Source organism: Burkholderia ubonensis, from assembly GCF_902833085.1.
GTDB classification, from domain to species: Bacteria; Pseudomonadota; Gammaproteobacteria; order Burkholderiales; family Burkholderiaceae; genus Burkholderia; species Burkholderia ubonensis.
This window is the reverse complement of record NZ_CADFEB010000004.1, coordinates 20,913-46,484: the sequence shown is the minus strand read 5'-3', so window position 1 is coordinate 46,484 and position 25,572 is coordinate 20,913. Positions and strand designations below refer to the sequence as shown.

Annotated in this window: 27 protein-coding genes; 18 read left to right on the top strand and 9 right to left on the bottom strand. The window is 67.5% G+C overall.

The features are described from left to right. The first annotated feature begins 4 nt into the window (after positions 1-4). Both fliJ and HWX31_RS11405 read left to right on the top strand, forming a co-directional pair. Complete coding sequence (gene fliJ / locus HWX31_RS11410) at positions 5-463, top strand: flagellar export protein FliJ (protein ID WP_060037783.1); 459 nt, start codon at positions 5-7, stop codon at positions 461-463. Between the two features lie 31 nt (positions 464-494). Then, positions 495-1,832 carry a flagellar hook-length control protein FliK gene (locus HWX31_RS11405; RefSeq protein WP_175933913.1) on the top strand — a complete coding sequence of 446 codons (1,338 nt, stop codon included), beginning with the start codon at positions 495-497 and terminating at the stop codon, positions 1,830-1,832. Between the two features lie 17 nt (positions 1,833-1,849). Here HWX31_RS11405 and HWX31_RS11400 read toward each other — a convergent pair whose 3' ends face one another. Continuing rightward, on the bottom strand, positions 1,850-3,487 hold the full coding sequence (locus HWX31_RS11400) for a GMC family oxidoreductase (protein WP_174964415.1): 1,638 nt from the start codon (positions 3,485-3,487) through the stop codon (positions 1,850-1,852). Positions 3,488-3,780: 293 nt separating this feature from the next. Then, on the bottom strand, positions 3,781-3,930 hold the full coding sequence (locus HWX31_RS11395) for a hypothetical protein (protein ID WP_175933912.1): 150 nt from the start codon (positions 3,928-3,930) through the stop codon (positions 3,781-3,783). A 240-nt stretch (positions 3,931-4,170) separates the two neighbouring features. Here HWX31_RS11395 and HWX31_RS11390 point away from each other — a divergent pair, with 240 nt between their 5' ends. Beyond that, positions 4,171-5,589: a coniferyl aldehyde dehydrogenase gene (locus tag HWX31_RS11390; protein WP_174964416.1), complete on the top strand. Its 1,419-nt coding sequence runs from the start codon at positions 4,171-4,173 to the stop codon at positions 5,587-5,589. A gap of 31 nt (positions 5,590-5,620) precedes the next feature. Here HWX31_RS11390 and HWX31_RS11385 read toward each other — a convergent pair whose 3' ends face one another. Both HWX31_RS11385 and HWX31_RS11380 read right to left on the bottom strand, forming a co-directional pair. Next, positions 5,621-6,652, bottom strand: coding sequence for a serine/threonine protein kinase (locus tag HWX31_RS11385; RefSeq protein WP_174964417.1), 1,032 nt, complete (start codon positions 6,650-6,652; stop codon positions 5,621-5,623). Positions 6,653-6,701: 49 nt separating this feature from the next. Continuing rightward, complete coding sequence (locus tag HWX31_RS11380; protein ID WP_029226305.1) at positions 6,702-6,914, bottom strand: hypothetical protein; 213 nt, start codon at positions 6,912-6,914, stop codon at positions 6,702-6,704. A gap of 657 nt (positions 6,915-7,571) precedes the next feature. Between HWX31_RS11380 and HWX31_RS11375 the strand changes: the two genes are divergently transcribed. Both HWX31_RS11375 and HWX31_RS11370 read left to right on the top strand, forming a co-directional pair. After that, a complete protein-coding gene (locus HWX31_RS11375) occupies positions 7,572-8,438 on the top strand; it encodes a DMT family transporter (protein WP_174964418.1) in 867 nt (288 codons plus the stop codon). 271 nt (positions 8,439-8,709) lie between these two features. Beyond that, on the top strand, positions 8,710-8,895 hold the full coding sequence (locus tag HWX31_RS11370) for a hypothetical protein (RefSeq protein ID WP_010090370.1): 186 nt from the start codon (positions 8,710-8,712) through the stop codon (positions 8,893-8,895). A 90-nt stretch (positions 8,896-8,985) separates the two neighbouring features. Here HWX31_RS11370 and mgrA read toward each other — a convergent pair whose 3' ends face one another. Next, positions 8,986-10,029 (bottom strand): L-glyceraldehyde 3-phosphate reductase, encoded by a 1,044-nt coding sequence (gene mgrA / locus HWX31_RS11365; RefSeq protein WP_174964419.1) that lies wholly within the window; start codon positions 10,027-10,029, stop codon positions 8,986-8,988. A 183-nt stretch (positions 10,030-10,212) separates the two neighbouring features. Between mgrA and HWX31_RS11360 the strand changes: the two genes are divergently transcribed. Further along, complete coding sequence (locus HWX31_RS11360) at positions 10,213-10,419, top strand: DUF3185 family protein (protein ID WP_059634526.1); 207 nt, start codon at positions 10,213-10,215, stop codon at positions 10,417-10,419. 57 nt (positions 10,420-10,476) lie between these two features. Here HWX31_RS11360 and HWX31_RS11355 read toward each other — a convergent pair whose 3' ends face one another. Further along, entirely contained in the window at positions 10,477-11,247 is a 771-nt protein-coding gene (locus HWX31_RS11355) for a phytanoyl-CoA dioxygenase family protein (RefSeq protein ID WP_059611844.1), read from the bottom strand. Between the two features lie 357 nt (positions 11,248-11,604). Between HWX31_RS11355 and HWX31_RS11350 the strand changes: the two genes are divergently transcribed. After that, positions 11,605-11,946, top strand: a complete 342-nt coding sequence (locus HWX31_RS11350) for a hypothetical protein (RefSeq protein ID WP_042586554.1) — start codon at positions 11,605-11,607, stop codon at positions 11,944-11,946. 110 nt (positions 11,947-12,056) lie between these two features. Here HWX31_RS11350 and metK read toward each other — a convergent pair whose 3' ends face one another. Further along, a complete protein-coding gene (gene metK / locus HWX31_RS11345) occupies positions 12,057-13,244 on the bottom strand; it encodes a methionine adenosyltransferase (RefSeq protein WP_174964420.1) in 1,188 nt (395 codons plus the stop codon). A 176-nt stretch (positions 13,245-13,420) separates the two neighbouring features. Here metK and lpxL point away from each other — a divergent pair, with 176 nt between their 5' ends. After that, on the top strand, positions 13,421-14,395 hold the full coding sequence (gene lpxL / locus HWX31_RS11340) for a lauroyl acyltransferase LpxL (protein ID WP_279613147.1): 975 nt from the start codon (positions 13,421-13,423) through the stop codon (positions 14,393-14,395). A 21-nt stretch (positions 14,396-14,416) separates the two neighbouring features. Here the strand turns inward: lpxL and HWX31_RS11335 are convergent, their stop codons facing one another. Further along, positions 14,417-14,719, bottom strand: a complete 303-nt coding sequence (locus HWX31_RS11335) for a HigA family addiction module antitoxin (protein ID WP_059587760.1) — start codon at positions 14,717-14,719, stop codon at positions 14,417-14,419. A gap of 14 nt (positions 14,720-14,733) precedes the next feature. Further along, positions 14,734-15,012, bottom strand: a complete 279-nt coding sequence (locus HWX31_RS11330; RefSeq protein WP_059616417.1) for a type II toxin-antitoxin system RelE/ParE family toxin — start codon at positions 15,010-15,012, stop codon at positions 14,734-14,736. A gap of 371 nt (positions 15,013-15,383) precedes the next feature. Between HWX31_RS11330 and dapF the strand changes: the two genes are divergently transcribed. From dapF to HWX31_RS11280, 10 genes are all read left to right on the top strand, one after another. Continuing rightward, positions 15,384-16,253, top strand: coding sequence for a diaminopimelate epimerase (gene dapF, locus HWX31_RS11325; protein WP_174964422.1), 870 nt, complete (start codon positions 15,384-15,386; stop codon positions 16,251-16,253). A gap of 34 nt (positions 16,254-16,287) precedes the next feature. Beyond that, on the top strand, positions 16,288-17,010 hold the full coding sequence (locus HWX31_RS11320) for a DUF484 family protein (protein ID WP_174964423.1): 723 nt from the start codon (positions 16,288-16,290) through the stop codon (positions 17,008-17,010). A gap of 8 nt (positions 17,011-17,018) precedes the next feature. Next, a complete protein-coding gene (xerC, locus tag HWX31_RS11315) occupies positions 17,019-17,939 on the top strand; it encodes a tyrosine recombinase XerC (RefSeq protein WP_174964424.1) in 921 nt (306 codons plus the stop codon). Positions 17,940-18,018: 79 nt separating this feature from the next. Continuing rightward, positions 18,019-19,227 carry a class I SAM-dependent rRNA methyltransferase gene (locus HWX31_RS11310; RefSeq protein ID WP_174964425.1) on the top strand — a complete coding sequence of 403 codons (1,209 nt, stop codon included), beginning with the start codon at positions 18,019-18,021 and terminating at the stop codon, positions 19,225-19,227. A gap of 161 nt (positions 19,228-19,388) precedes the next feature. Continuing rightward, a complete protein-coding gene (locus HWX31_RS11305) occupies positions 19,389-20,456 on the top strand; it encodes a CobW family GTP-binding protein (RefSeq protein ID WP_481971379.1) in 1,068 nt (355 codons plus the stop codon). A 471-nt stretch (positions 20,457-20,927) separates the two neighbouring features. Then, positions 20,928-21,344, top strand: coding sequence for an RNA polymerase-binding protein DksA (dksA, locus tag HWX31_RS11300; protein ID WP_059611863.1), 417 nt, complete (start codon positions 20,928-20,930; stop codon positions 21,342-21,344). A gap of 222 nt (positions 21,345-21,566) precedes the next feature. Then, entirely contained in the window at positions 21,567-22,103 is a 537-nt protein-coding gene (gene hslV / locus HWX31_RS11295) for an ATP-dependent protease subunit HslV (RefSeq protein ID WP_042586564.1), read from the top strand. Between the two features lie 10 nt (positions 22,104-22,113). Next, positions 22,114-23,457, top strand: a complete 1,344-nt coding sequence (gene hslU, locus HWX31_RS11290) for an ATP-dependent protease ATPase subunit HslU (RefSeq protein ID WP_059611865.1) — start codon at positions 22,114-22,116, stop codon at positions 23,455-23,457. A 221-nt stretch (positions 23,458-23,678) separates the two neighbouring features. Next, positions 23,679-24,875 carry a hypothetical protein gene (locus HWX31_RS35245; protein WP_174964427.1) on the top strand — a complete coding sequence of 399 codons (1,197 nt, stop codon included), beginning with the start codon at positions 23,679-23,681 and terminating at the stop codon, positions 24,873-24,875. A 7-nt stretch (positions 24,876-24,882) separates the two neighbouring features. Further along, positions 24,883-25,404 (top strand): hypothetical protein, encoded by a 522-nt coding sequence (locus tag HWX31_RS11280; protein WP_341829932.1) that lies wholly within the window; start codon positions 24,883-24,885, stop codon positions 25,402-25,404. The last annotated feature ends 168 nt before the right edge of the window (positions 25,405-25,572 follow it).

Here is a 25,572-nt window from a genome sequence, read left to right as displayed (position 1 = left end):
CTAAATGGCACAAGGCTTTCCCCTGCAGATCCTGCTCGACCGCGCCAACGAGGATCTCGACACGGCGACCCGGCAGCTCGGCGTCGCGCAGCGCGAACGCACCGACGCGGCCAACCAGCTCGACTCGCTGCTGCGCTACCGCGACGAATATCACGCGCGCTTCGCGCAATCCGCGCAACACGGGATGCCCGCCGGCAACTGGCGGAATTTCCAGGCCTTCCTCGACACGCTCGACGCGGCGATCGCCCAGCAGCGCAACGTGCTGGCCGCCGCCGACGCGCGCATCGACGAAGCCCGCCCCCACTGGCAGTTGAAGAAACGCACCGTCGGCTCGTATGAAATCCTGCAGGCGCGCGGCGTCGCGCAGGAAGCGGTCCGCACCGCGAAGCGCGAACAGCGCGAGGCCGACGAGCATGCCGCGAAGATCCTGCGAATGCGGGCCGACGCGGCAAAGTCGACGTAACCGTCCAACGCAATCGAACGAGAGATACGCCATGCCCTCCCTGTCCCTGCTCGGCGCACTGATCGATACGGCCGGCTCCGCCCTCAAGGCCGGCCGCAAGGCGGCCGCCGCGGACGCGTCCGCGCCCGGCAATGCGGCCGACGCCGCCAGTTCGCCGCTGCCGTTCGCGCAGACGCTGCAGCAAAGCGTCGCGTCGCAGCGCACGTCGTCGGCACCGGCCGATGCGTCGTCGCCGACGGCGCCTTCGACGTCATCGAGCGCGCCGTCGACCGTCGCCGGCAACGCGAAGCCGTCCGGCTCGTCCGACGACAAGACCCGCGACGACGCCACCGCGGCCGTCAACCCCGATGCGGCCGCACTCGCCGCCGCGGCCGCCGTGCAGGCGCAATTGCAGGCGCGTCCCGACGGCACGCCTGCCGCGGCCGACGCGCCGTCCGGCGACCCGCTGTCGCGCGCCGGCGACGCGGCATCGGCCGCCCTCGCGGCAGCCGCGAACGCGACGAAGGGCGACGCGCAGCCGGCAGCCGCGACCGACGATCCGGCGACGGGCCGCGACGTGCTGCATGCCGCGCTCGCGAAGCTCACCGGCGACGCGAACGCCGCCGCGACGCCGGCCGCGGGCGCGGCCGCGCAGCCGGCCATGTCGACCGCGGCCGCCGTGCCCTCGACGCCGAAAGTCCCGACGTTCGACAAGACGCTGACCGACGCGAAGGGCGCGCTCACCGCGCAGCAGGCGCAGCCGTCGCCCACGCAGTCGGTCCAGGCCGATGCGGCCAAGCCCGATGCGGCCCATGCGCTCGCGGCGACGCAGGACGCCGCCGCTCCGGCCGGTGCGGCGCTGGCCGCCGCGACGGCCGCCGCGCAAGCGAACGCGCCGGTGGCAGCGGCCGCGAACGGCATCGCCGCCGCGAATGCGCACGTGCTCGCGCCGCACGTCGGCACTGCCGACTGGACGGATGCGTTGAGCCAGAAGGTCGTGTTCCTGTCGAACGCGCACCAGCAGAGCGCCGAGCTGACGCTCAATCCGCCGGATCTCGGGCCGCTGCAGGTCGTGCTGCGGGTCGCGGACAATCACGCGCACGCGCTGTTCGTGTCGCAGCACCCGCAGGTGCGCGAAGCGGTCGAAGCCGCGCTGCCGAAGCTGCGTGACGCGATGGAAGCCGGCGGCCTCGGCCTGGGCAGCGCGACCGTCAGCGACGGCGGCTTCGCCTCGCAGCAGCAGAACCCGCAGCAGTCGTTCGCCGGCGGGCAAGCGGCGCGGCGCGGCGGCGGCGCACCGTCAGGCGACGATGCGACGCTCGACGCCGCGCAACCCGCGGCGACGGTCGCGACCGCAAGCCGCGCCGGCCTCGTCGATACGTTTGCCTGAGCATCCGCGCGCGCCGCTCAGCGGCCGTGCAGCGCCGCCGCAGCCGCGCGCGGCGCGCCCGCCCGGCGCGCGGCGACGATGAAGTCCGCCGCGCGCTCGCCGATCATCACCGACGGCGCATTCGTATTCCCGCCGATCAGCGTCGGCATCACCGACGCATCCACCACCCGCAGCCCCTCGACGCCGCGCACGCGCAACTCCGGATCGACGACCGCGCGCGCGTCCGTGCCCATCCGGCAGGTGCCGACCGGGTGATAGATCGTGTCGGCATGCTGAACGATCGTCGCGCGCAGTTCCGCTTCCGTCTGGTCCGGCCGCGTGTACAGCTCGCGCCCGCCCTGCGACGCGAGCGGCGCCTGCGACAGGATCCGGCGCATCGCCTGCGCGCCGCGCACCAGCAGGTCGAGATCGCGCGCATCGCTGAAGAAGCGCGGATCGATCAGCGGCGCATCGCGCGCGTCGCCGCTCGCGAGCGCCACCGTGCCGCGACTGAACGGCCGCAGCGCGCACACGTGCAGCGAATAGCCGAAGCCCCAGTGCATCTTGCGGTTGTGATCGTCGACGAGCGCCGTGCAGAAATGCAGTTGCAGGTCGGGCCGCTCGAGCGACGGATCGCTCTTGATGAAGCCGCCCGCCTCCGCGACGTTGCTCGTCATCATCCCGGTGCGGCTCGAGAAGTAGCGCGCGAGCGCGGGCGTCATCTTCGCGAGCCCGCGCACGCACACGCCGACCAGTTCCGACGAATTCACGCGCGTATTGATGATGAAGTCGATGTGATCGATCAGGTTCGCGCCGACGTCCGGCGCATCCTGCACGACCGCGATGCCGTGCCGGCGCAGCTGGTCGGCCGGGCCGATGCCCGAGCACATCAGCAGTTGCGGCGAGTTGAACGCACCGGCCGACAGGATCACTTCCGCGCGCGCGCCGAGCGTCTCCACGCGCCCGTTGCGCGCGATCGTGACGCCGACCGCGCGCTTGCCGTCGAAGCCGACGCGCAGCACCGTCGCATCGGTGATCACATGCAGGTTCGGACGGTTGCGGCCGTAGACGTACGCACGCGCGACGCTGCAACGCGAGCCGTCGCGATGCGTGACCTGGTAGAAGCCGACGCCTTCCTGCGTGGCCCCGTTGAAATCGTCGTTGAGCGGATAGCCGGCCGCGTGCGCGGCCTGGATGAATCGTTCGGCGAACGGATTGCGAAAGCGCAGATCGGACACCGTGAGCGGGCCGTCCGCGCCGTGCCATGCGTTCGCGCCGCGCCGGTTGCCTTCCGCGCGCCGGAAATACGGCAGCACGTCCTGCCAGCCCCAGCCCGTCGCGCCGAGCTGCGCCCATTCGTCGTAGTCGAGCGGATGGCCGCGCGTGTAGATCATCGCGTTGATCGCGCTCGAGCCGCCCATCCCGCGCCCGCGCGGCTGGTAGCCGCGACGCCCGCCGAGGCCCGGCTGCGGCACGGTCTCGTAGCCGTAGTTGGTGCCGAGCTTGAACGGCACGAGCGCCGCGATGCCGACCGGCATGTTCACGAGCAGGTTGCGCTCGGTGTGCGCACCCGCTTCGATCAGCGCGATCGTCGCGTCGGGGCATGCGTCGGCAAGCCGGCCCGCGAGGCTCGCGCCGCCGGAACCCGCCCCGACGATGAGGTAGTCGTATTGCATGCACGTCTCCTTCGTGTCACGAATGGCGCCCGGCGCGGCCGCGCGTCCCGGGTCTTGTAGTTCGGGCATTGTAGGAATCGCCGCCGCGCACGCGGCGCGCGGATTCAAGAGCGATTCCTCTAAACGCGCGCGTGAACTAAATTTAAGATGCGTGGATTCGCTTGGCGCGACGCCCCCGGCCGCCAGCAGCCGATCTGTCGCGAAATGGGAGTGACCGTCATGCAGCGACACGTTCTGCAGGCCGTGTGCCGACCAGGTGGTCCGGCCGCACCGCCCCTGCCCGGCATTTCGTTTCAAACGACACCCGGTGCGCGCGCATGCGCCGCGATGTGGACGACGCGCGAGGTTCGAACGACGTGGCTGTCGCCGGCCCGTTTGGAACGCGGATCGTCGGCACCGTCCGACAGGCTGCCGAAGCCGGCGGCGACGGTCTCGCGATGCATCGCGCCGACGTATGCGGCAACGCCGCACGCGGCCGTTCGCGCGCCGGTTTCGCACGCTGCAACGCAGCGCAAACAGGCAGCGCGCGTCGCCGGCAGCAGCATGTCGATGCGCACCGGCCGTCGCGCGGATGCGACGCTCGCAGCAATACCCCCACCCCGATCCGCCACGCCGCGCTCTTCGAGCGGGCGCCAGCGGCCCGACTGCCGGCCGACGCGCCACGCCCCACCGGAGGAGACGACATGAAGAACGACCTGCCCGAATTCGCCGCACTGACGTCGCTGCTGCACGACCAGCGCGCCGCCTACCTGCGCACGCCGTATCCCGACTGGGACACCCGCGCGAAGCATCTGCGCACGCTGCGCACGCTGCTGATCGACCATGCCGACGCGCTCGCCGACGCGATCAGTGCGGACTTCGGCCATCGCGCGAAGCAGGAGGTGCTGCTGTCGGAAATCTGGATGGCGAAGGAAGAGATCGACGAGGCGCTGAAGCACGGCAAGCGCTGGATGAAGCCGATCCGCAAGCCGATGAACAAATGGCTGCGGCCCGCGCGCGCGAAGGTGATTCCGCAGCCGCTCGGCGTGGTCGGCATCGTCGTGCCGTGGAACTACCCGGTGCTGCTCGCGGCGGGCCCGCTGATCTGCGCGCTCGCGGCCGGCAACCGCGCGATCGTCAAGATGTCCGAACTGACGCCGCGCACCTCGGCGCTGTTCGAGCAGCTGATCGCGAAGGCTTTCTCGCGCGACCACGTCGCGGTCGTGAACGGCGATGCGGAAATCGGCGCCGCGTTCAGCGCGCTGCCGTTCGACCACCTGCTGTTCACCGGCTCGACGCAGGTCGGCCGGCACGTGATGCGCGCGGCGGCCGAGAACCTCACGCCCGTCACGCTCGAACTCGGCGGCAAGTCGCCGGCGATCGTCGGGCCGAACGCGCGCTTCGACGCAGCCGTCGACGCGATCGTCGCGGGCAAGACGCTGAACGCCGGCCAGACCTGCATCGCGCCCGACTACGTGCTGCTGCCGCGCGGGATGGAAGCCGCATTCATCGAGCGCGCGCGCACGCGGCTCGCGAAGATGTATCCGGATTTCTCCCGCAACGCCGATTACACGACGATCGTGTCGGACCGCCATTTCGCGCGGCTGCAGCAGCTCGCGAGCGACGCGCAGGCGGCCGGCGCGCAACTGCACCCGCTCGCGGACGCGTCGTCCGATCCGGCATCGCGCCGCTTCGTGCCGTGCGCGCTCACGCACGTGCCGGGCGCGTCGCAGCTGATGCAGGAGGAGATCTTCGGCCCGCTGCTGCCGCTCGTGCCGTACGAACGGCTCGACGAGGCGATCGCCTACGTGAACGCGCGGCCTCGGCCGCTCGCGCTGTACCTGTTCGACGACGACGCCGGCACGGTCGAGCGCGTGATGCGCGAAACGATCTCGGGCGGCGTCTCGGTCAACGAAACGCTGATGCACATCGCGTGCGGCAGCCTGCCGTTCGGCGGCGTCGGTGCAAGCGGGATGGGTGCGTATCACGGCTACGACGGCTTCGTGACGTTCTCGAAGATGAAGCCGGTGCTGACGCAGGCGCGCCTGAACGCGCGCAACCTGCTCGCGCCGCCCTACGGCACGCGCTTCGCCGCGCTGATCAAGCTGATGCTGAGGTTCTGAGCGATGCGGGCCGCGTGCCGGCCCGCGTCCGTCACACGGGCCAGAGCGGCCCTTCCTGCATCGCGCCGATCTGCTCGCGCAGTTCGAGCACGCGTGCTTCCCAGTAACGATGCGTGTTGAACCACGGGAATGCGGCCGGAAACGCCGGATCGTCCCAGCGCCGCGCGAGCCACGCGGCGTAGTGGATCAGGCGCAGCGTGCGCAGCGCCTCGACCAGATGCAGTTCGCGCGGCTCGAATTCGCAGAAGTCCTCGTAGCCGGCGAGCAGGTCGGCCAGCGCGCGCGACGCGCCCGCGCGGTCGCCGGGCAGCAGCAGCCACAGATCCTGGATCGCGGGCGCCATCCGGCTGTCGTCGAAGTCGACGAAGTGCGGCCCCGCGTCGGTCCACAGCACGTTGCTCGGATGGCAGTCGCCGTGCGTGCGCAGCAGGCGGAGCTCGCCCGCGCGCTCGAATGCCGCCTCGACGCCTTCGAGCGCGAGCGTGACCGCCGTCTCGTAGGCCGGCCGCACGTCATCCGGAATGAAATCGTGCGCGAGCAGATAGTCGCGTGGCTCGTAGCCGAACGTTTGGATGTCGAGCGTGGGGCGCGCGACGTACGGTTGGGTCGCGCCGACCGCGTGGATGCGGCCGATGAAGCGGCCGAGCCATTCGAGCGTGTCGGCGCGGTCGAGATCGGGCGCGCGGCCGCCGCGCCGCTCGAAGATCGAGAAGCGGAAGCCGTCGAACGCATGCAGCGTGCGGCCGTCGAACGCGCGCGCCGGCACCGCCGGAATCTCGCGCGCGGCAAGCTCGGCGACGAATGCGTGTTCCTCGAGGATCGCGTCGTCCGACCAGCGCGCCGGGCGATAGAACTTCGCGACGACCGGCGGACCGTCTTCGATGCCGACCTGGTAGACGCGGTTTTCGTAACTGTTGAGGGCGAGCAGGCGCCCGTCGGTGCGCAGGCCGGCCGGCATCAGCACGCTGTCGAGCGCGTCGAGCACGCACTCGGGCGTGAGGCCGGCAAACGGCGGCCCGGCCGGGGCGGAAGGAGCGGGAGTGACTTCGTTCATGCCCCGCATTGTGCCGCCAGCCGGGCCGAAAGACGAGCGTTCGGTGCGGCGTGCCCGCTCAATGGACGGCCGCGCCGGCCGGCAGCACGGATTCGCCGGTGTCGATCAGGTCCTCGAGAAAGAACGGCTCGGTGTTGAGTTCCTTCGACTCTCCCGGCACGCCCGCGTACCAGGTCACCATCGCCATGTCGCCCAGGATGCGCTGGACGATGCCGCGGGCGCCCTTCGGCACCGCGATATGGGTAGTGCAGACAATCGACCCGACATGCATGATGTTTCCCCACTCGTTCTTGAATCTTGATATCCGGCCAACCAGTGCGGCCGGCCAATGCACGACATGCGCCGCCGCTGCGATGGCGGCCGCGCGTATCCCATTGTTCACGGTTTATCGAAGCGCGAAAAGCGGAAGTGGCGGGCAAAGCGCCGCGATTTCGTCGCATGTCTCCAATCAACCACTGCGCCGCCCGCGCGCTTGCACGGGCGACACCCCCATCATACCCTGTCGGGTGTGACCGTCCGGCGATCCTGCCGCCGGCGCGCCTGCCGCCGCTTCCGGGGCGCGCATGACGGGCCGGGCAGCGCGTAACGCCCGCGCTCCGATTGCCACTCAGGTCGCTGTTGCGGTACCTTTGACGTTCATCCGCTGTCCAGCGCATTTCGCCCACGATGCCTTCGCAACCGTCCGCCCTTCCGATTTCACGGCCGCCGCTCCACGCGCGGCCGCGGGCGTGCGCGCATCCGGCCGCGCCTCCTCCCCCTGTCGCACCGCCGCTCGTCGGCGCGGCGCCGCCGCCCCCGGCGGCGTTCGCCGGCTGACCGCCAGCGCCGTTCCGTCCTCCATTCGCCTGCCTGCCGTTCGTGCGTCGTGACGCGCGGCGCGGCGCGCGTGCGCATGGAACGTTCTCATTCGTTCGACAGGTGGATTCACATGGTTTCGTTCAAACGCGCGCTCGCCGCGCATGGGGCGACGTCGCTCTTCGTCCTGCTCTGGAGCAGCGGCGCGATCTTCGCCGAACTCGGTCTGCGGCACGCGTCCGCATTCGTCTTCCTCACCGCGCGCTTCGCGCTCGCGTCGCTCGTGCTGCTCGCGTTGTCCGCCGCGCGCGGACGCTGGCTTCCCGCGCCGGGCGAGCGCCGCATCGCGGTCGTCACCGGAGTGCTGCTGATGGGCGGCTACTCGATCTTCTATCTGCTCGCGCTCGAACGCGGGATCGCGCCCGGCGTGCTCGCGACGATCCTCGGCGTGCAGCCGATCCTCACGCTCGCGTGGGTCGAACGGCGCTGGCAGGCCACCCGCATCGCAGGGCTCGCGCTTGCGCTGGCCGGGCTTGCGCTCGTGGTCTGTCGCGGCGTCGGCGGCGCCGGCGTGCCGGTCGCGGGGATCGCCTGCGCGCTCACCGCGCTCGTCGCGCTGACCGTCGGCGCGCTGCTGCAGAAGCGCGTGCGCTCGGCGCCCGTCGACGTGCTGCCGCTGCAGAACGCGATCGGGCTCGCGCTGTGCGCGGCAATCGTGCCGTTCCGGCCGATCGCATTCGACGCGACCTGGGCGTTCGTCGTGCCGCTCGCGTGGCTCGGCATCGTGATCTCGGTGGTCGCGCAGCTGCTGTTCTATCGGCTGATGCAGCGCGGCGATCTCGTCAACGTGACGAGCCTGTTCTATCTCGTGCCGGTCGTCACCGCGCTGATGGATGCGGTCTGGCTCGGCAATCGCCCCGAGCCCCTCGCGCTGGCCGGAATGGGCGCGATCATTGCGGGGCTCGTGCTCGTGTTCCGTTCGCCTGCGCGTCGCGCGTGACCTGACGGGCCGCCCGCCGGCGACGGCGGGCAGTCCCGCAAAAGCCGAAAGGAAACGGAAAGAAACGCGCAAGACGGCTGTCTGATTCGCGTTCGAACCGGTGTTTTCTTGAGATTTCTGCTGCTTTTTTAATGGTTCGGATAGCGAAAAGCGTGCGGCGTTTCCTATACTCGTACTGACCACCCTTCTCGCAATCGGGTCGGAGCAAAACGAGACTGCCCAAGTATGGGTCCGGAGCACGTGCGGCTCCGGTCGACAAGGAGACACGCATATGACCACCTACTTCACGATTGGTGACTTCATCCTGCTGATCCCGATGGCGCTCGCCGGCGCGCTTTTCCTCGGCGCGGTGCCGTGCGCAACCAACTTCCGTCACAACCTGCTGCGCGTGCTGGGCGCGATGCTCGGCGTCGGCGTCGCGGTGCTGCTGGTCGAAGGGCTGCCTGCGCTGATCTAGCGGCGCTGCGTATGTGCCGTTGCGCCGCGCCGGCGCAACGGACTGTCGATACGATGCGGCGGCTGCGTCGCGCGCCGCATCGCATGCCGGTCAGATCGCCTGATCGGTGGACGGCTTTTCCCACAGATTGATGCCGCCTTCCGTCGCGTAGCGATCGATCTCCGCGAGTTCGTCTGCCGAAAACGCGAGGTTCTTCAGTGCTCCGACGTTTTCCCGCACCTGCTCCGCGCGGCTTGCGCCGATCAGCGCGGACGTCACGCGCCCGTTGCGCAGCACCCACGCGAGCGCCATCTGCGCGAGGCTTTGCCCGCGCCGTTCGGCGATCGCATTCAGCCTGCGCACGTGCTCGAGGTTGTCCGCGCTCAGGTGGTCCTCCTTCAGCGAGCCGCCGCCCGGCCGGTTGACGCGCGCGTCGGCCGGCACGCCGTTCAGGTATTTCGACGTCAGCAGCCCCTGCGCGAGCGGCGTAAACGCGATGCTGCCCGTGCCGACCTCGTCGAGCGTGTCGAGCAGTTCGTGCTCGACCCAGCGGTTCAGCAGGTTGTAGGACGGCTGATGGATCAGCAGCGGCACCTTGTACTGCGCGAGCAGCGCGGCCATCTCACGCGTCTTCGCCGCCGAATACGACGAAATGCCGATGTACAGCGCCTTGCCCTGCTGCACCGCGGTCGCGAGCGCGCCGGCCGTTTCCTCGAGCGGCGTATGCGCGTCGAAGCGGTGCGAATAGAAGATGTCGACGTAGTCGAGCCCCATCCGCGCGAGGCTCTGGTCGAGGCTCGCGAGCACGTACTTGCGCGAGCCGCCGCCGCTGCCGTACGGCCCCGGCCACATGTCCCAGCCGGCCTTCGTCGAGATCAGCAGCTCGTCGCGATACGGCCGGAAATCCTCCTTCAGGAGCCGCCCGAAGTTGGTTTCGGCGCTGCCGTACGGCGGCCCGTAGTTGTTCGCGAGATCGAAGTGGTTGATGCCGAGATCGAACGCGGTGCGCAGAATCTCGCGTTGCGTCGCGATCGGCGTCGCATCGCCGAAGTTGTGCCACAGGCCAAGCGACAGGGCGGGCAGTTTGAGCCCGGATCGGCCGCACGTGCGGTATTGCATGTCGGCATAACGTTCGGAAGCAGCTTCGTAGGCCATGGGTAATCCCGTCAGGACGTCGGAGGGCGGACGCGCGCCGGCACCGCGCGAGGCGCGCCGGCGGCGAAGGAAACGCAGGACGGATATGGTAGCGAACGCGGCCGATGCGCGCACGGCAATGGACGCGGCCGCGACGCTCGCCTACACTGCGGCGTCTCGAATCACCGTTTCAGCGAGGTTTGTATGACCCGGGTCATCTCGGTTGCGCTGCTCGTCGGCGGCGTCGTGCTGCTGTATTTCGGCGGACAGTCGTTCCACTCGATTAACGACGACGTATCGCGCTTCTTCACCGGTTCGCCGGCGACGAAGACGATCCTGCTGATCGCGGGCGGCGCCGTCGCGTCGCTGATCGGCCTGATCGGCCTCGCGATGCCCGGCGGCAAGCGCTGACGCGCGCTGCGCGGCGACGAACCATCCGATGCAGCGGCCGCACGGCCGCTGGTGCGCCTAGAACCGCACTTCCGGCTTCGCCGCCGAACGCGTGCCCGGAATCGGCCGGTTGCTCTCGCCGTGATAGGTGAACACGAGCGAGAACTTGACCTGGTCCGAGCGATTCTGCCCCGCCGAATGCAGCGTGTTGCAGTGGAAGAACACGACGTCGCCGGCGTTGAGCGGCGGACACACGGCCGCGTCGATCAGCTTCCGGTTCTCCGGCAGGTCGCTGCGGAAGAACTTCGCGTCGTCGAACGCCTGCCCGCCGAACTCGGCGGTATGCGAGCCCGGCACCAGCCACAGCGCGCCGTTCTCGTTCGTTTCCGCCCCCAGCGCCAGCCACACCGACACCATGTCCGCGCGTTCGAACGACCAGTAGCGGAAATCGCGGTGCCAGCCGGTGAGGCTGCCGTACGCGGGATGCTTCGTCATCATGCAGTTGTGATGCGCGCGCGACAGCACGGGCTGCTCGCCGAAATACTCCCGCATCCACGCGCCGATTTCCGGCGCGATCGCGCGCTCGGCGAACGCCGGATCGCGCCCGTACGCATCGAGCAGCCGCCGCACCGTGTGGCCGCCCGGCGCATGCTTCGACTCGGGCGCGCCCGGATAGCGCAGGTCGGCCTCGAACTCGATCGGCTGCGCGGCTTCCTGCAACTGTCGCTCGGCGACGCGCTTCAGCGCCGCGCACTGCTCGGCGCTCACGAGCCCGCGGGCGACGACGAAGCCTTGCTCGCGCAGTTCCGCCACCTGCGCGCGAATCGAATCCGACTGCAAAGAAGACATGGGACGCTCGAAATATTTCTTGTGAATGTTTCGATTGTAAAACGGCGCCGGATGACGTGTGCAGCACCATTGTCGTGCGCAGGGAATTGCCGTTCGGCAATTTGATCCAGAGCAAGGGAACTGTGCGCGTCCGCAACGGCCTCACCGTCAGGCGGTATGTAATGCAGGCCTTGCGGCACAAGGGTTATCCGCGACTTTTGCCCGTCATGAATCCCCTGTAGCCTGACCCGGCCTGTCAGTTCTGGCGGGCGCGGCGCGCAGCCGCTTCGGATACGATGCGCTGCGCCATCCGAGGCCGTTACATACCAGTGCGTTCGTCAAGGGCGCCATCCATTCGAGCAAAGCATCACAATCTACATGCCATTCCGTCTGACTTCCCGTCTCAGCCGCGCTGCGAAGCGCGTCGTGCCCTCCGTTCCCCTTCGCCCGCTGCGCCATCACCGCGCGCGTGCGCAGGCGCTCGCCGTGCGCACGCAACAGCCCGCGCGGCTCGACGGCATCCGCGCGTGGTTCCACGCGTTCTTCTCGCTGATGAGTGCGCAGGCGCTCGCGCGCCGCACCGGGCTGCGCTCGCTGCTGCAGAAGCCGTCGTCGCTGCGCGCGCTCGCGCTGCGCCGCGCCGGCGGCCCGCAGCGCCGGGTCAACCGTCCGCGCCGCCTGGCCGCCAGCACCGGCTGGTTCGCGTTCGCGGCACGCTGATCGCAGCGCAGCAAACCGCCGCACGCAAACGTCGCCGCGCCCGCGCGCCGCGACGGCAGCAATAAAAAACCCCGGCATAGCCGGGGTTTTTCGTTTGGGGTGACTGACGCTTACGCGACGCGCACCGCCGGCTCGACGCCGGCCGCTTCCGCGAGCGCGAGCGCCTTGTCGGTCGCTTCCCACGAGAATTCCGGCTCTTCGCGGCCGAAGTGGCCGTAGGCGGCGGTCTTCTCGTAGATCGGGCGCAGCAGGTCGAGCATCTTGATGATGCCCTTCGGACGCAGGTCGAAGTGCTCGCGCACGAGCTTCGTGATCGTCGCATCCGACACGCGGCCCGTGCCGAACGTGTTGACCATCACCGAGGTCGGCTCGGCGACGCCGATCGCGTACGACACCTGGATCAGCGCGCGCGACGCGAGGCCGGCCGCGACGATGTTCTTCGCGACGTAGCGGCCGGCGTAGGCAGCCGAGCGGTCGACCTTCGACGGATCCTTGCCCGAGAACGCACCGCCGCCGTGCGGCGCGGCACCGCCGTACGTGTCGACGATGATCTTGCGGCCGGTCAGGCCGCAGTCGCCCTGCGGGCCGCCGATCACGAACCGGCCGGTCGGGTTCACCAGGAACTTGATGTCGCCCTTGATCAGGTCGGCCGGCAGCGTCGGCTTGATGATTTCCTCGATCACGGCCTCGCGCAGCGCGGGCAGCTCGATATCCGGCGCGTGCTGGGTCGACAGCACGACGGTATCGATCGAATCCGGCTTGCCGTCGACGTAGCGAACCGTCACCTGCGACTTCGCGTCCGGGCGCAGCCACGGCAGGCGGCCGTCACGGCGCAGGCTCGCCTGGCGCTCGACGAGGCGGTGCGACAGGTAGATCGGCAGCGGCATCAGTTCCGGCGTTTCGTCGCACGCGTAACCGAACATCAGGCCCTGGTCGCCCGCGCCCTGGTCGAGGTTGTCGTCATGCGCGCGGTCGACGCCCTGTGCGATGTCCGGCGACTGCTTGTCGTACGCGACGAGCACCGCGCAGCCCTTGTAGTCGATGCCGTAGTCGGTGTTGTCGTAGCCGATGCGCTTGATCGTGTCGCGCGCGATCTGGATGTAATCGATGTTGGCCGTCGTGGTGATTTCACCGGCCAGGACGACAAGACCCGTGTTGCACAGCGTTTCAGCCGCAACGCGCGAGTATTTGTCTTGAGCGAGGATGGCGTCGAGAATCGCGTCCGAGATTTGGTCCGCGACCTTGTCCGGATGGCCTTCGGAGACGGATTCGGAAGTAAAGAGATAATCGTTTGCCACTTTTTGAGGCTCCTTGTGTGGTTACGGTTGGCTTCACGTAGCCATCTTCTAGCAGCCCGAAGTGGCGACGCTTTAGCGGATTACCAGTACCGGGCAGCGCGCTTCGCGCCAGCCGGCTTCGCCCCGCAAGTTGTCAGTTAACTCGGCGAAGCCCGTATTATAGCGGCTTTCCAGAATTGTCACAGAGCGTTGCCCGTGCCGCATGTCCCGCTGTCTTTCAACCCTGTTCTCAATGTGCCGGTTCGCCGGGATCACGGAGGTTTCGCATGCTAGGCCGCCTCGGCACGCATCTCGCCATCGGCTTCCTGAAGCTGCTCGCGCTGCTGCCGTACGGCTTGACCGCGCGGCTCGGCGACGGCCTCGGCTGGCTGCTCTACCAGATTCCCAGCCGGCGAAAGCGCATCGTGCATACAAATCTGACCCTCTGCTTTCCTGAATGGAGCGACGCGCGCCGCGAGGAAGTCGCCGGGCAGCACTTCCGCCACGCGATCCGCAGCTACGTTGAGCGCAGCGTCCAGTGGTTCGGCTCCGCGAAGAAGCTCGAGAAGCTGATCCAGGTCGACAGCGCGATCGACCTCACCGATCCGGACCTGCCGCCGACGCTGTTCCTCGGCCTGCACTTCGTCGGCATCGAGGCCGGCTCGATCTGGCTCAACCGTTCGCTGCAGCGCCGCTGCGGGTCGCTGTACCAGCCGTTCACGAACCCGGTGCTCGAGGAAGCGGCGAAAGCGGCGCGCGGCCGCTTCGATGCCGAGATGGTCGGCCGCGCGGACAGCGCGCGCGTGGTGCTGCGCTGGCTGCGCGACCGCAAGCCGGTGATGCTCGGCGCCGACATGGATTACGGGCTGCGCAATTCGACCTTCGTGCCGTTCTTCGGCGTGCCCGCGTGCACGCTGACGGCGGTCGGCCGGCTCGCGAAGACGGGCCGCGCGCAGTTGGTGCCGTTCATCGGCGAGGTGCTGCCGAACTACCAGGGCTACCGGCTGAAGGTGTTCAAGCCGTGGGACCACTATCCGACCGGCGACGACGATCTCGACGCGCGCCGGATGAACGAATTCCTCGAAGAGCAGATTCCGCTGATGCCCGAGCAGTACTACTGGGTCCACAAGCGCTTCAAGACCCGCCCGCCCGGCGAGCCGGGCCTGTACTGATCCGGCGCGCACGCCCGGCCGTCACGTCCGCGCGTGCGCCCGCACCACCTTCGGCATGCCTTTCGCGCGCGCCTGCCAGAGGTCGTAAGCGGCCTGCTGGGCCAGCCAGAGATCCGCGCGCCCGCCGTTTTCCACGCCGAGCCACCCTTCGATGCGCAGCGCCATTTCCGGCGAAATGCCCGCGTGACCGTTCAGCACGCGGGACAGCGCCGCGCGCGTCACGCCGAGCTGGGCCGCGGCCTCGGTAACGGTCAGGCCGAGCGCCGGGAGTACATCCTCCCGCAGCGCTTCGCCCGGATGCGGCGGATTGAAAATGCGTGTCATGCCTTTGAGCGACCTCAGTGGTAGTCCTGGTAATCGACCAGGACGGCGTCCGGCCCGTCGAACCTGAAGGTCAATCGCCAGTTGCCGTTGACGCTGATCGCGTAGTGGCCGACGAGCGAACCCTCGAGCCGGTGGAACCGCCATCCCGGCAAATTCATGTCCAGCGGCGCGCTCGCCAGGTCGAGCCGGGCAAGCTGCCGCCCCAGCCTGGGCGCATGATCGGGCCGGATGCCCGCCTTGCTCCCGCTGAGGAAAAACGCTTCCAGCCCCTTGTGTTGCCATGACTTGATCATGGACCTCCTACACTCGAGTCGCGATGGCCACCGGCCTCGCCTGTATAGCGTATAGCCTCACTATACGCACCGTCTGCCCGACATGTCAAACGCGCGGGGATCGTTGAATCACTTCCCGCACGCACCAGCACGCCACGCCCAGCCAGCCTAAAACCGGTGTCCCTCCCCGGACAAGACAGCCGATCGGCCATCGCAACGCCCTCCGGCTGCGCCCGCGCCAGCCGCGCCGCACCCCGACCGCACGGGACGGCCATGACGGCTGCATGTATCATTCGCGCTTGAGATCAGCGTGACGCAAACGGCCTTCCGGCACCGCGCCGCGACGAGCCTGCCGCGCTGAGCCCCCTGTTTGCAATGGAATCCCGGGAACCGTGAAGCTCTCATTCACCAAGATGCATGGCGCCGGCAACGACTTCGTCGTGCTCGACGGCTACTCCCGCGCGCTGCCGCCGCTCACCGAAGCGCAAGTGCGCGCGCTCGCCAACCGCCATTTCGGCGTCGGCGCCGATCAGCTGCTGCTGGTCGAGAAGCCGACCGTCGACGGCGCGGACTTCAAGTACCGGATCTTCAACTGCGACGGCGGCGAGGTCGAACACTGCGGCAACGGCGCGCGCTGCTTCGTCAAGTTCGTCCTCGACAGGCGCCTGACCGACAAGCGCAGCGTGCGCGTCGAAGTGATGAAGGGCCTGATCACGTTGACGATGCAGGAGAACGGCGAGGTCGTCGTCGACATGGGCGCGCCCGTGTTCGAGCCGGCGCAGGTGCCCTTCGAAGCGTCCGGCCTTGCGGGTCGCACGGAAGGCCGCGACACGCTCTGGCCGCTCGACGTGGACGGCGCCACGCGCTGGATCTCGACCGTGTCGATGGGCAACCCGCACGCGGTGCAGGTCGTCGACGACGCCGAACGCTATCCGGTGCTCGTCGAAGGCCCGCTGATCGAGCGCCACGCGCGCTTTGCGCAGCGGGTCAACGCCGGCTTCATGCAGATCGTGTCGCGCTCGGAAGTGAAGCTGCGCGTCTACGAGCGCGGCGCGGGCGAGACGCTCGCGTGCGGCACCGGCGCATGCGCGGCGGTCGCGGCCGGCATCCGGCGCGGCCTGCTCGATTCGCCTGTCAGCGTGCACACCCACGGCGGCACGCTGACGATCAGCTGGGACGGCGCGCGCGACGAAGCCGCGCCGCTGATGATGGCGGGCCCCGCGGCGACTGTCTTCGAAGGCGAGATCGACCTGGCTGCCTGACCCATTCACTGTCCTGATTGAACGCTCCCGTCACATGAACGATCGCGAAGTCGCCGACTACCTGCTCGCCAACCCCGAATTCTTCGCGCAGCACGCCGAACTGCTCGCCACGATCCGCCTTGCGAACCCGCACGGCAAGGCGGCGATCTCGCTGCAGGAGCGGCAGATGGAAATGCTGCGCGACAAGAACAAGCATCTCGAGCGCCGGCTCGCGGAGCTCGTGCGCTACGGCCACGAAAACGACAGCCTGTCTGCGAAGTTCAGCCGCTGGACCGCGCGCGTGATCGCCGAGCGCGATCCGTACGCGCTGCCGCGCACGATCGCCGACGGCCTCGCCGACGTGTTCGACGTGCCGCAGACCGCGCTGCGCGTGTGGGACGTCGCCGACACCTACGCGCAGGCCGACTTCGCGCGCCAGGTCGGCGAGGAGGTGCGTCTCTTCACGAACGGGCTCGCGACGCCGTATTGCGGCGCGAACACGGGCTTCGAGGCCGCACAGTGGCTCGCGCCCGCGCTCGCCGCGCCGGCGAACGCGACGGACGGCGGCGACACGGCCCCGGCCGGCGACGGCGCGGCCGCGTCGGTCGCGCTGCTCGCGCTGCGCGCACCGCAGGCCGGCGCCGATGCGCCCGCGTTCGGGCTGCTGGTGCTCGGCTCGCCGGACCCGCGCCGCTTCCACGACGGCATGGCCACCGACTTCCTCGCGCAGATCGCGACGCTCGCGAGCGCCGCGCTGACGCGCCTGCTGCCGCACTGATTCCCGCGATGTCCGACGATCCGATCGCCGCCTACCTGTCGAACCTGAAGCACGTCAGGCAGCTGTCGGATCACACGCTGCGCGCGTACACGCACGAGCTCGGCGAGCTGAAGAAGCTCGCCGCCGGCCGGCCGCTCGAAGCGCTGAGCGCCGTCGACATGCGCGGCGCGGTCGCCCGCGCGCACGCGGCCGGGCTGTCCGCGCGCTCGATCTCGCACCGGCTGTCCGCGTGGCGCGCGTTCTACCGCTGGCTCGCGCAGCGCATCGAGATGCCCGCGAACCCGGTCGCCGCGGTGCGCGCGCCGAAGCGCGCGAAAACGCTGCCGAAGGCGCTGTCGGTCGACGACGCGACGGCGCTGATGAACGCGCCGCTGCCCGGCACGACCGAAGGCCTGCGCGACCACGCGATCCTCGAGCTGTTCTACTCGTCCGGCCTTCGCCTGGCCGAGCTGATCGGGCTCGACGTCAGGTACGCACAGGCGGACGGCTACCGCTCGGCCGGCTGGCTCGATCTCGCCGAGGCCGAGGTGACCGTGCGCGGCAAGGGCAACAAGGAGCGCAAGGTGCCGGTCGGCCGCAAGGCGATCGACGCACTGAACGCGTGGCTCGCGGTGCGCGGCGAGTTCGTGAAGCACGATCCGCATCCGCTGTTCCTGTCGGTGCGCGGCAACCGGATGTCGCCCGGCGTCGTGCGCGAGCGCGTGAAGCGCGCGGCGCTCGCGGCGGGCATTCCGGCGAACGTCCATCCGCACGTGCTGCGCCACTCGTTCGCAACGCACGTGCTGCAGTCGAGCGGCGACCTGCGCGCGGTGCAGGAGCTGCTCGGGCACGCGAGCGTCGCCGCCACGCAGGTCTATACGTCGCTCGACTTCCAGCACCTCGCGAAGATTTACGACAGCGCGCATCCGCGCGCGAAGAAGCGCGACTGACCCACGCTTTCCGTTTTTACCCGCCGCGCCCGACGACCGGACGAAGTCCCCGCGGGGCGCGGCCCAATTCGATCAAGCCATGCTAACCGTCACACTCAAGCCGTCCAAGGACAAATCGCTGCTGCGCCGCCATCCGTGGATCTACGCCAACGCGATCGACCGCGTCGACGGCAAGCCCGCACCCGGCGCGACCGTCATCGTGCGCGCGCACGACGGCCGCTTTCTCGCGCGCGGCGCGTACAGTCCGCATTCGCAGATCCGCGTGCGCGTGTGGAGCTTCGACGAGAACGAGCCGATCGACCACGCGTTCTTCAAGCGGCGCGTGCAGCGCGCAGTCGCGCATCGCAACACGATGGTCTCGGGCACCGGCGCGGTGCGGCTCGTGTTCGGCGAGGCCGACGGGCTGCCGGGGCTGATCGTCGATCACTACGTCGAAGATTCGGGCGCCGCGTCGCCGCGCGGCCAGCTCGTCTGCCAGTTCATGGCGGCCGGCGTCGAAGCCTGGAAGGATGCGATCGTCGCGGCGCTCGTCGGCGCGACCGGCTGCCCGAACGTGTACGAGCGCTCGGACGTGTCGATCCGCGAGAAGGAAGGCCTCGAGCAGACCACCGGCGTGCTCGCCGGCGACCCGCCGCCCGCGACGCTGATCACGAACGAAAACGGCGTGCGCTATCACGTCGACGTGCCGAACGGCCACAAGACCGGCTTCTACGTCGACCAGCGCGACAACCGCGCGCTGGTCACGCAGTATGCGAACGGGCGCGACGTGCTGAACTGCTTCTGCTACACGGGCGGCTTCTCGCTCGCCGCGCTGAAGGGCGGAGCTGCGCGCGTGGTGTCGATCGATTCGTCGGGCGACGCGCTCGCGCTCGCGCAGCAGAACGTCGTCGCGAATGGTTTCGATCCGGCGCGCGCGAGCTGGCTCGACGCCGACGCGTTCAAGACGCTGCGCCGCCTCGTCGACGAAGGCGACCGTTTCGACCTGATCGTGCTCGATCCGCCGAAGTTCGCGCCGACCCGCGACAGCGTCGACCGTGCGGCCCGCGCGTACAAGGACATCAACCTGAGCGGCTTCAAGCTGCTGCGTCCGGGCGGCCTGCTGTTCACCTACTCGTGCTCCGGCGCGATCGACATGGACCTGTTCCAGAAGATCGTCGCCGGCGCGGCCGCCGACGCGAAAGTCGACGCGCGCATCCTGAAGCGCCTCGGCGCGGGCGTCGATCACCCGCTGCTCGCCGCGTTCCCGGAAGGCGAATATCTGAAGGGCCTGCTGTTGCAAATCGTCTGATCGCCCCGATCTTCCCGCGCAGCCGCTCCCGCCGGCCCGGCCGATTGGCCGAAGGGCGGGGGCTTGACAGATATGTTTCAATGAATGGTTGTGCGCCCGGGTTGCCGGGCGCGACGCACATCCTGGTTTTGACCCCGATTCACGAACCACAGGCGACCGACATGGCCACTCCCGTCACCATCCTCACCGGCTTCCTCGGCAGCGGCAAGACGACGCTGCTTAAGCGCATCCTGAACGAACAGCACGGCATGAAGATCGCCGTGATCGAGAACGAGTTCGGCGAAGAGAACATCGACAACGAAATCCTCGTGCAGGATACGAACGAGCAGATCATCCAGATGAGCAACGGCTGCATCTGCTGCACGATCCGCGGCGACCTCGCGCGCGCGCTCGGCGATCTGGCCGCGAAGAAGCGCGACGGCAAGCTCGACTTCGACCGCATCGTGATCGAAACGACCGGCCTCGCGAACCCGGGCCCGGTCGCGCAGACGTTCTTCATCGACAGCGAGATCGCCGACGATTTCCTGCTCGACGCGATCATCACGCTCGTCGACGCGAAGCATGCCGACGCGCAGCTCGACGAGCACGAGGTCGTGCAGCGCCAGGTCGGCTTCGCCGACCGCCTGTTCATCACGAAGTCGGACCTCGTCGACGACGAGACGTTCGCCGAGCTCAAGCACCGACTCGTGCACATGAACCCGCGGGCGGCGATCAAGGTCGTGAACTTCGGCGACGCGGACATCAAGGAAATCTTCGACCTGCGCGGCTTCAACCTGAACGCGAAGCTCGAGATCGATCCGGACTTCCTCGCGGAGGACGCGCACGCGCACCACGGCCATGACCACGATCACGACCACGCGCATTGCGACCACGATCACGGCCATTGCGACCACGACCACGCGCACGGCCATCATCACCACGCGCACCACGACGACAAGATCAAGTCGTTCGTGTACCGCAACGACCGCCCGTTCGATCCGAACAAGCTCGAGGACTTCCTCGGCGGCATCCTGCAGATCTACGGCGAGCGGATGCTGCGCTACAAGGGCGTGCTGTACATGAAGGGCGTCGACCGCAAGGTCGTGTTCCAAGGCGTGCACCAGATGATGGGCAGCGACCTCGCCGCGAAATGGCTGCCGATCGAGAAGAAAACCAACAAGATGGTGTTCATCGGCGTCGATCTGCCGCAGGACCTGATCACCGACGGCCTCGACGCCTGCCTCGCCTGAGCACGCATCCGCTCCGCCGCCGGCCGCCGACCGCTGCCGGCGGCGGCCCGGGAGCCGCTTCCTGCAAGGGTTTTGCCGTCATCGCTTTTTCGCGATTTGCAGGTTATATTTTAGAGATATCGGCGCAGCCGACGGGGATCGACCCGATACGGCGCAGACTTGCGATTCAGTTACAATACGTGCCCGCTGGAGTACGGTAAAAGACAGGCCCGGTTCTTGCAGAAGAGCATTGCCGGGCATCGCAACAGTTCCGCATCCGGCCAGGCCGCGTCCGATGCGATCAGCCGCGCAGCAAACCGGTTCGCCGCGCGCGCAAGTCGGCACCAGGCCCGTCCTGGTATTTGAGAACCGGTTTTTCCAGAGGCTTTCGGCCCCGCAGTCGCCAAACGCAAATGATTGCAAGCGCAGTTGCGGGTAATCCCAAAGTGCAGGCAATATGTTTCGTTTGCCGCACATTGAAGAAGCAAGCAGATGACGAAGAAACTCTTGACCGAAGCCGAAATCCTGAAGATGAGCGACAAGGATTACATGAATGAGGATCAGCTCGCCTTCTTCAAAGCTCGGCTCGAACAATTGCAGGCGGAAATCCTCCACAATGCGGGCCAGACGACCGAGAACCTCCGCGAGACGGTGATCGTGCCCGATCCTGCCGATCGCGCGACGATCGAGGAAGAGCACGCGCTCGAACTGCGCACGCGCGACCGCGAGCGCAAGCTCCTCAAGAAGGTTCAGCAATCACTCGCCCGCATCGACTCCGGCGATTACGGCTGGTGTGAGGAAACCGGCGAACCGATCGGCATTCCGCGCCTGCTCGCGCGGCCGACCGCGACGCTGTCGCTCGAGGCGCAGGAGCGCCGCGAGCTGCGCCAGAAGCTGTTCGGCGACTGAGCAGCCGGCGTTCCGCCCAGACACGCTGCTTCCCGAAAGCGCGCGGCCTCCCGCGCGCTTTTTGTTTTTCCGGCCGGGCGAATTCCCTCCCCCCGCTCTTGATATCCCCGCGCGCGCCCTAAAATGAAACGCATGCGTGCCGGGCCGCTCCCCGGCGCACCGCGATTCACGCGGCGGCGCGACGCGCCGCCGCCTCTTCCCCGTTTTTCTCAAGGAACGCAGATGGAGCAATTTCACGGCACGACCATCGTTTCGGTCCGGCGCGGCAACCAGGTCGCACTCGGCGGCGACGGCCAGGTGACGCTCGGCAACATCGTCATGAAGGGTGGCGCGCGGAAAGTGCGGCGGATCTACAACAACCAGGTGCTGGTCGGCTTTGCGGGCGGCACCGCCGATGCGTTCTCGCTGCTCGACCGCTTCGAGGCGAAGCTCGAGAAGCACCAGGGCAACCTGACCCGCGCGGCCGTCGAGCTCGCGAAGGACTGGCGCACCGACCGGATGCTGCGCCGCCTCGAGGCGATGCTGATCGCGGCCGACGCGAGCACCACGCTCGTCATCACGGGCAACGGCGACGTGCTCGATCCGGAAGGCGGCATCTGCGCGATCGGCTCGGGCGGCGCGTACGCGCAGGCCGCGGCCCGCGCGCTCGTCGAGAACACCGAGCTGTCGCCGCGCGAGATCGTGGAGAAATCGCTCGAGATCGCCGGCGACATGTGCATCTACACGAACCACAACCGCGTCATCGAAACGATCGAGTAAGGAACGAAACATGAGCACCATGACCCCTGCCGAGATCGTCTCGGAACTCGACAAGCACATCATCGGCCAGGACAAGGCGAAGAAGGCGGTGGCCGTCGCGCTGCGCAACCGCTGGCGCCGCCAGCAGGTCGCCGATCCGCTGCGCACGGAAATCACGCCGAAGAACATCCTGATGATCGGGCCGACGGGCGTCGGCAAGACCGAAATCGCGCGGCGCCTGGCCAAGCTCGCCGACGCGCCGTTCATCAAGATCGAAGCGACCAAGTTCACCGAAGTCGGCTACGTCGGCCGCGACGTCGACAGCATCGTGCGCGACCTGATCGATATCTCGGTCAAGCAGACGCGCGAAGCCGAGATGCGCAAGGTGCGCAGCAAGGCGACCGACCAGGCCGAGGACCGCATCCTCGACATCCTGCTGCCGCAGCCGCGCGCGGTCGGGTTCGGCGCGAGCGCCGAGCACGCGAACGACGACAACAACGCGACGCGTCAGACGTTCCGCAAGCGCCTGCGTGAAGGCCAGCTCGACGACAAGGAAATCGAGCTCGACCTCGAGCAGCCGACGATCGGCATGGACATCATGGCGCCGCCCGGGATGGAAGAGATGACCGAGCAGATCCGCTCGATGTTCTCGAACCTCGGTTCCGGCAAGAAGACGCGCCGCAAGGTGAAGATCAGCGAGGCGCTGAAGCTGCTGACCGACGAGGAAGCGGCGAAGATGCTGAACGAAGAGGAAGTGAAGACGAAGGCCGTGCAGAACGTCGAGCAGAACGGCATCGTGTTCCTCGACGAGATCGACAAGATCACGTCGCGCAACAACGAAGGCAGCGGCGGCGAAGTGTCGCGCCAGGGCGTGCAGCGCGACCTGCTGCCGCTCGTCGAAGGCACGACGATCAACACGAAGTACGGGATGGTGAAGACCGATCACATCCTGTTCATCGCGAGCGGCGCGTTCCATCTCGCGAAGCCGAGCGACCTGATTCCGGAGCTGCAGGGCCGCTTCCCGATCCGCGTCGAACTGGAATCGCTGTCGGTGAAGGACTTCGAGGCGATCCTCGTCGCGACCGACGCGAGCCTCGTCAAGCAGTACCAGGCGCTGCTCGCGACCGAGGACGTGCAGCTCGAATTCGCCGAAGACGGCATCCGCCGCCTCGCGGAGATCGCGTACGCGGTCAACGAGAAGACCGAGAACATCGGCGCGCGGCGCCTGTACACGGTGATCGAGAAGCTGCTCGAGGAAGTGTCGTTCGCGGCCGGCAATCACGCCGGCGAATGCGTGACGATCGACGCGAAATATGTCGAGCGCGCGCTCGGCGAGGTGTCGCAGGACGAGGACCTGTCGCGCTACGTGCTGTAAGCGCCACGCGGCATCGAACGGGAAACGGGCGGCTCCGGCGGGGCCGCCCGTTTCTTTTTACGGGTGCGTGCGATGCGCACCCGCTCGAAGCTGCGGATTCTTGATTCAAAAAAGCCGCCCCCGATCTTTCGTACAGGTCCAATTGACCGTCTCCTCTTCGGCCTGCATCGTTTCGGCTATTGCTTGTCGAAGCAGACACAACAACCATATTGAGAGACTGGATGACCGAACCGAGGGACAAGGCGCGCTTCTACCTGAAAGGACAATCTGTACAGCTTATCAATTGTTCCGACCTGGAACCCGAGGACGCCCCGTGGGTCGCGGCTCCCGATCGCGGGTGGCGCCTGATCGGCAATATGGTTCACGCGTCCCTGCGCGGCGCCAGTTTGCACGACGCGACGCTGGAAACGAATCCCAATCAGTTGATCCAATTCATCGACAGCGTACTGGAGCAGCGCGACTGGCGATATACCGCTCCGCTTGGGGTCAGTCGATACTGGGCGGCCGATTTGCAGGAGGCAATTGATCGCGGCAGATGGTTCGTGCTCGATCCAATGCGGTTCGCTTCGATGGTGACGTGGATCGACGATCGAGCCTGGCCTGACGGCGGCTACTGGATGGTCAACCCCGCCGGGTGGGTTGAGCGAAGTGCATCCAGTTTGCACTGGCGGCTGAGCGACGCGTACCGAGCGCGCAGGCTCGTTGCGTCGGATCGGCTTTCTCGACTTCGACACGTCGCGCCGGAGCCGGTGCCACCAGCGATCAAGCAACCGTTCGGCGCGGGCTCGTCGCGAGCCACTGCACCTCTCGACCCGGCGAAGTCAGTCACAGGTGCAGCAGCGGTCGCCAAACCGGTCGACACGGTAAAGACTGGCTTGGGAAGTGACGTCGACCAGTTGGCCGCCAAGTCTCCGAGTTTGCAAAGCGATCTGCGGAAACTCGACGAGGAAGACTGGGAAATCAATTTCGGCCCGTCTGGCGGAGGCTCCTTCGCGGATCGCAGGAGGAAAATCATCACAATCGACGGCGATCTCAAGGATCATCCTGTATCTGCCACACAAACGCTGGCACACGAGGTCGGACACGCAACCTATCCACTCAGGGAGGATTGTTCGTCGAAAGCCGCGTATGTAAATAGCACACTGGACGATGAAGGCGCGGCGACCATCAACAACATCAAGGCCCGGCGCGAAATTCTCGCCAACGGCGGGCAAGACATCGGCATCTCCGGCAACAGCGCCAACCATGCCTCCTACAACAAGGCGTACGACCAATTTCTGCTCGATGGTGACGCCGACGCTGCTCGACGGGCGATCGGGGAGCAATTTGGTGAAGGCGAATTGACCTCAAACACGCGCCAACCCTATGCGGAATATTATGGGAACTGGTATGACGCGAATTGTCCCAGCGCAAAGTAGTTTGCGCATGACCCTCGCCACCTTCGGTTTGGCAATCTGGCTTGCCGGATGTGGTCCAGCCGCCAAACAATACAGACAGGATTCGCACATGACGCAACCGGATTTGACGCTGTGGCAAGCCATCGACACCCTTGCGCAGCAGATCCCGTTCACGAAAGCCAATATCGAAAACCTGCTTTCGACCCAACTCTTCGAGGATGGAAACGGTCCAGCCGGAATAACCCAATATTATAAGAGCGCCCCCATCCCTTTATCGGACGGAGTCGTCATCGAAACCGTGGATCTGCGTATCAAGCGACATGGGGCGCATCCTGGGTTCATGGTGTTATGGCTAAGCGGATCGTGCATCGGCCTCGATAAGGTGCGTGAGCACTATGGCAATGTCAAAATCACGGATACCCCTCGCGGGCATTCACTCGACGAAGTCACTTCGCATACAACCGCCCTCCAGTGGGGCGAACTGTCTTTCAGCTTCAAGGAGCGCAACCCGAAGTGCCTTTCATCTGTGGCATTTGCTCCCAAGAAATGAAGCCAGACGAGTCGGAGGCCCCGCGCGGACGATGTGACGTCTCCCGTTCCATCGCCGGTTCGTGTGGAAAGACGCCGGCCGGACTGATTGGCCAGCGCCCCTCACCAGCACACCACCTAACCTGCACACCGCCTGATTCGCATCGCTGGTCGGCGCAACCGACCGGCG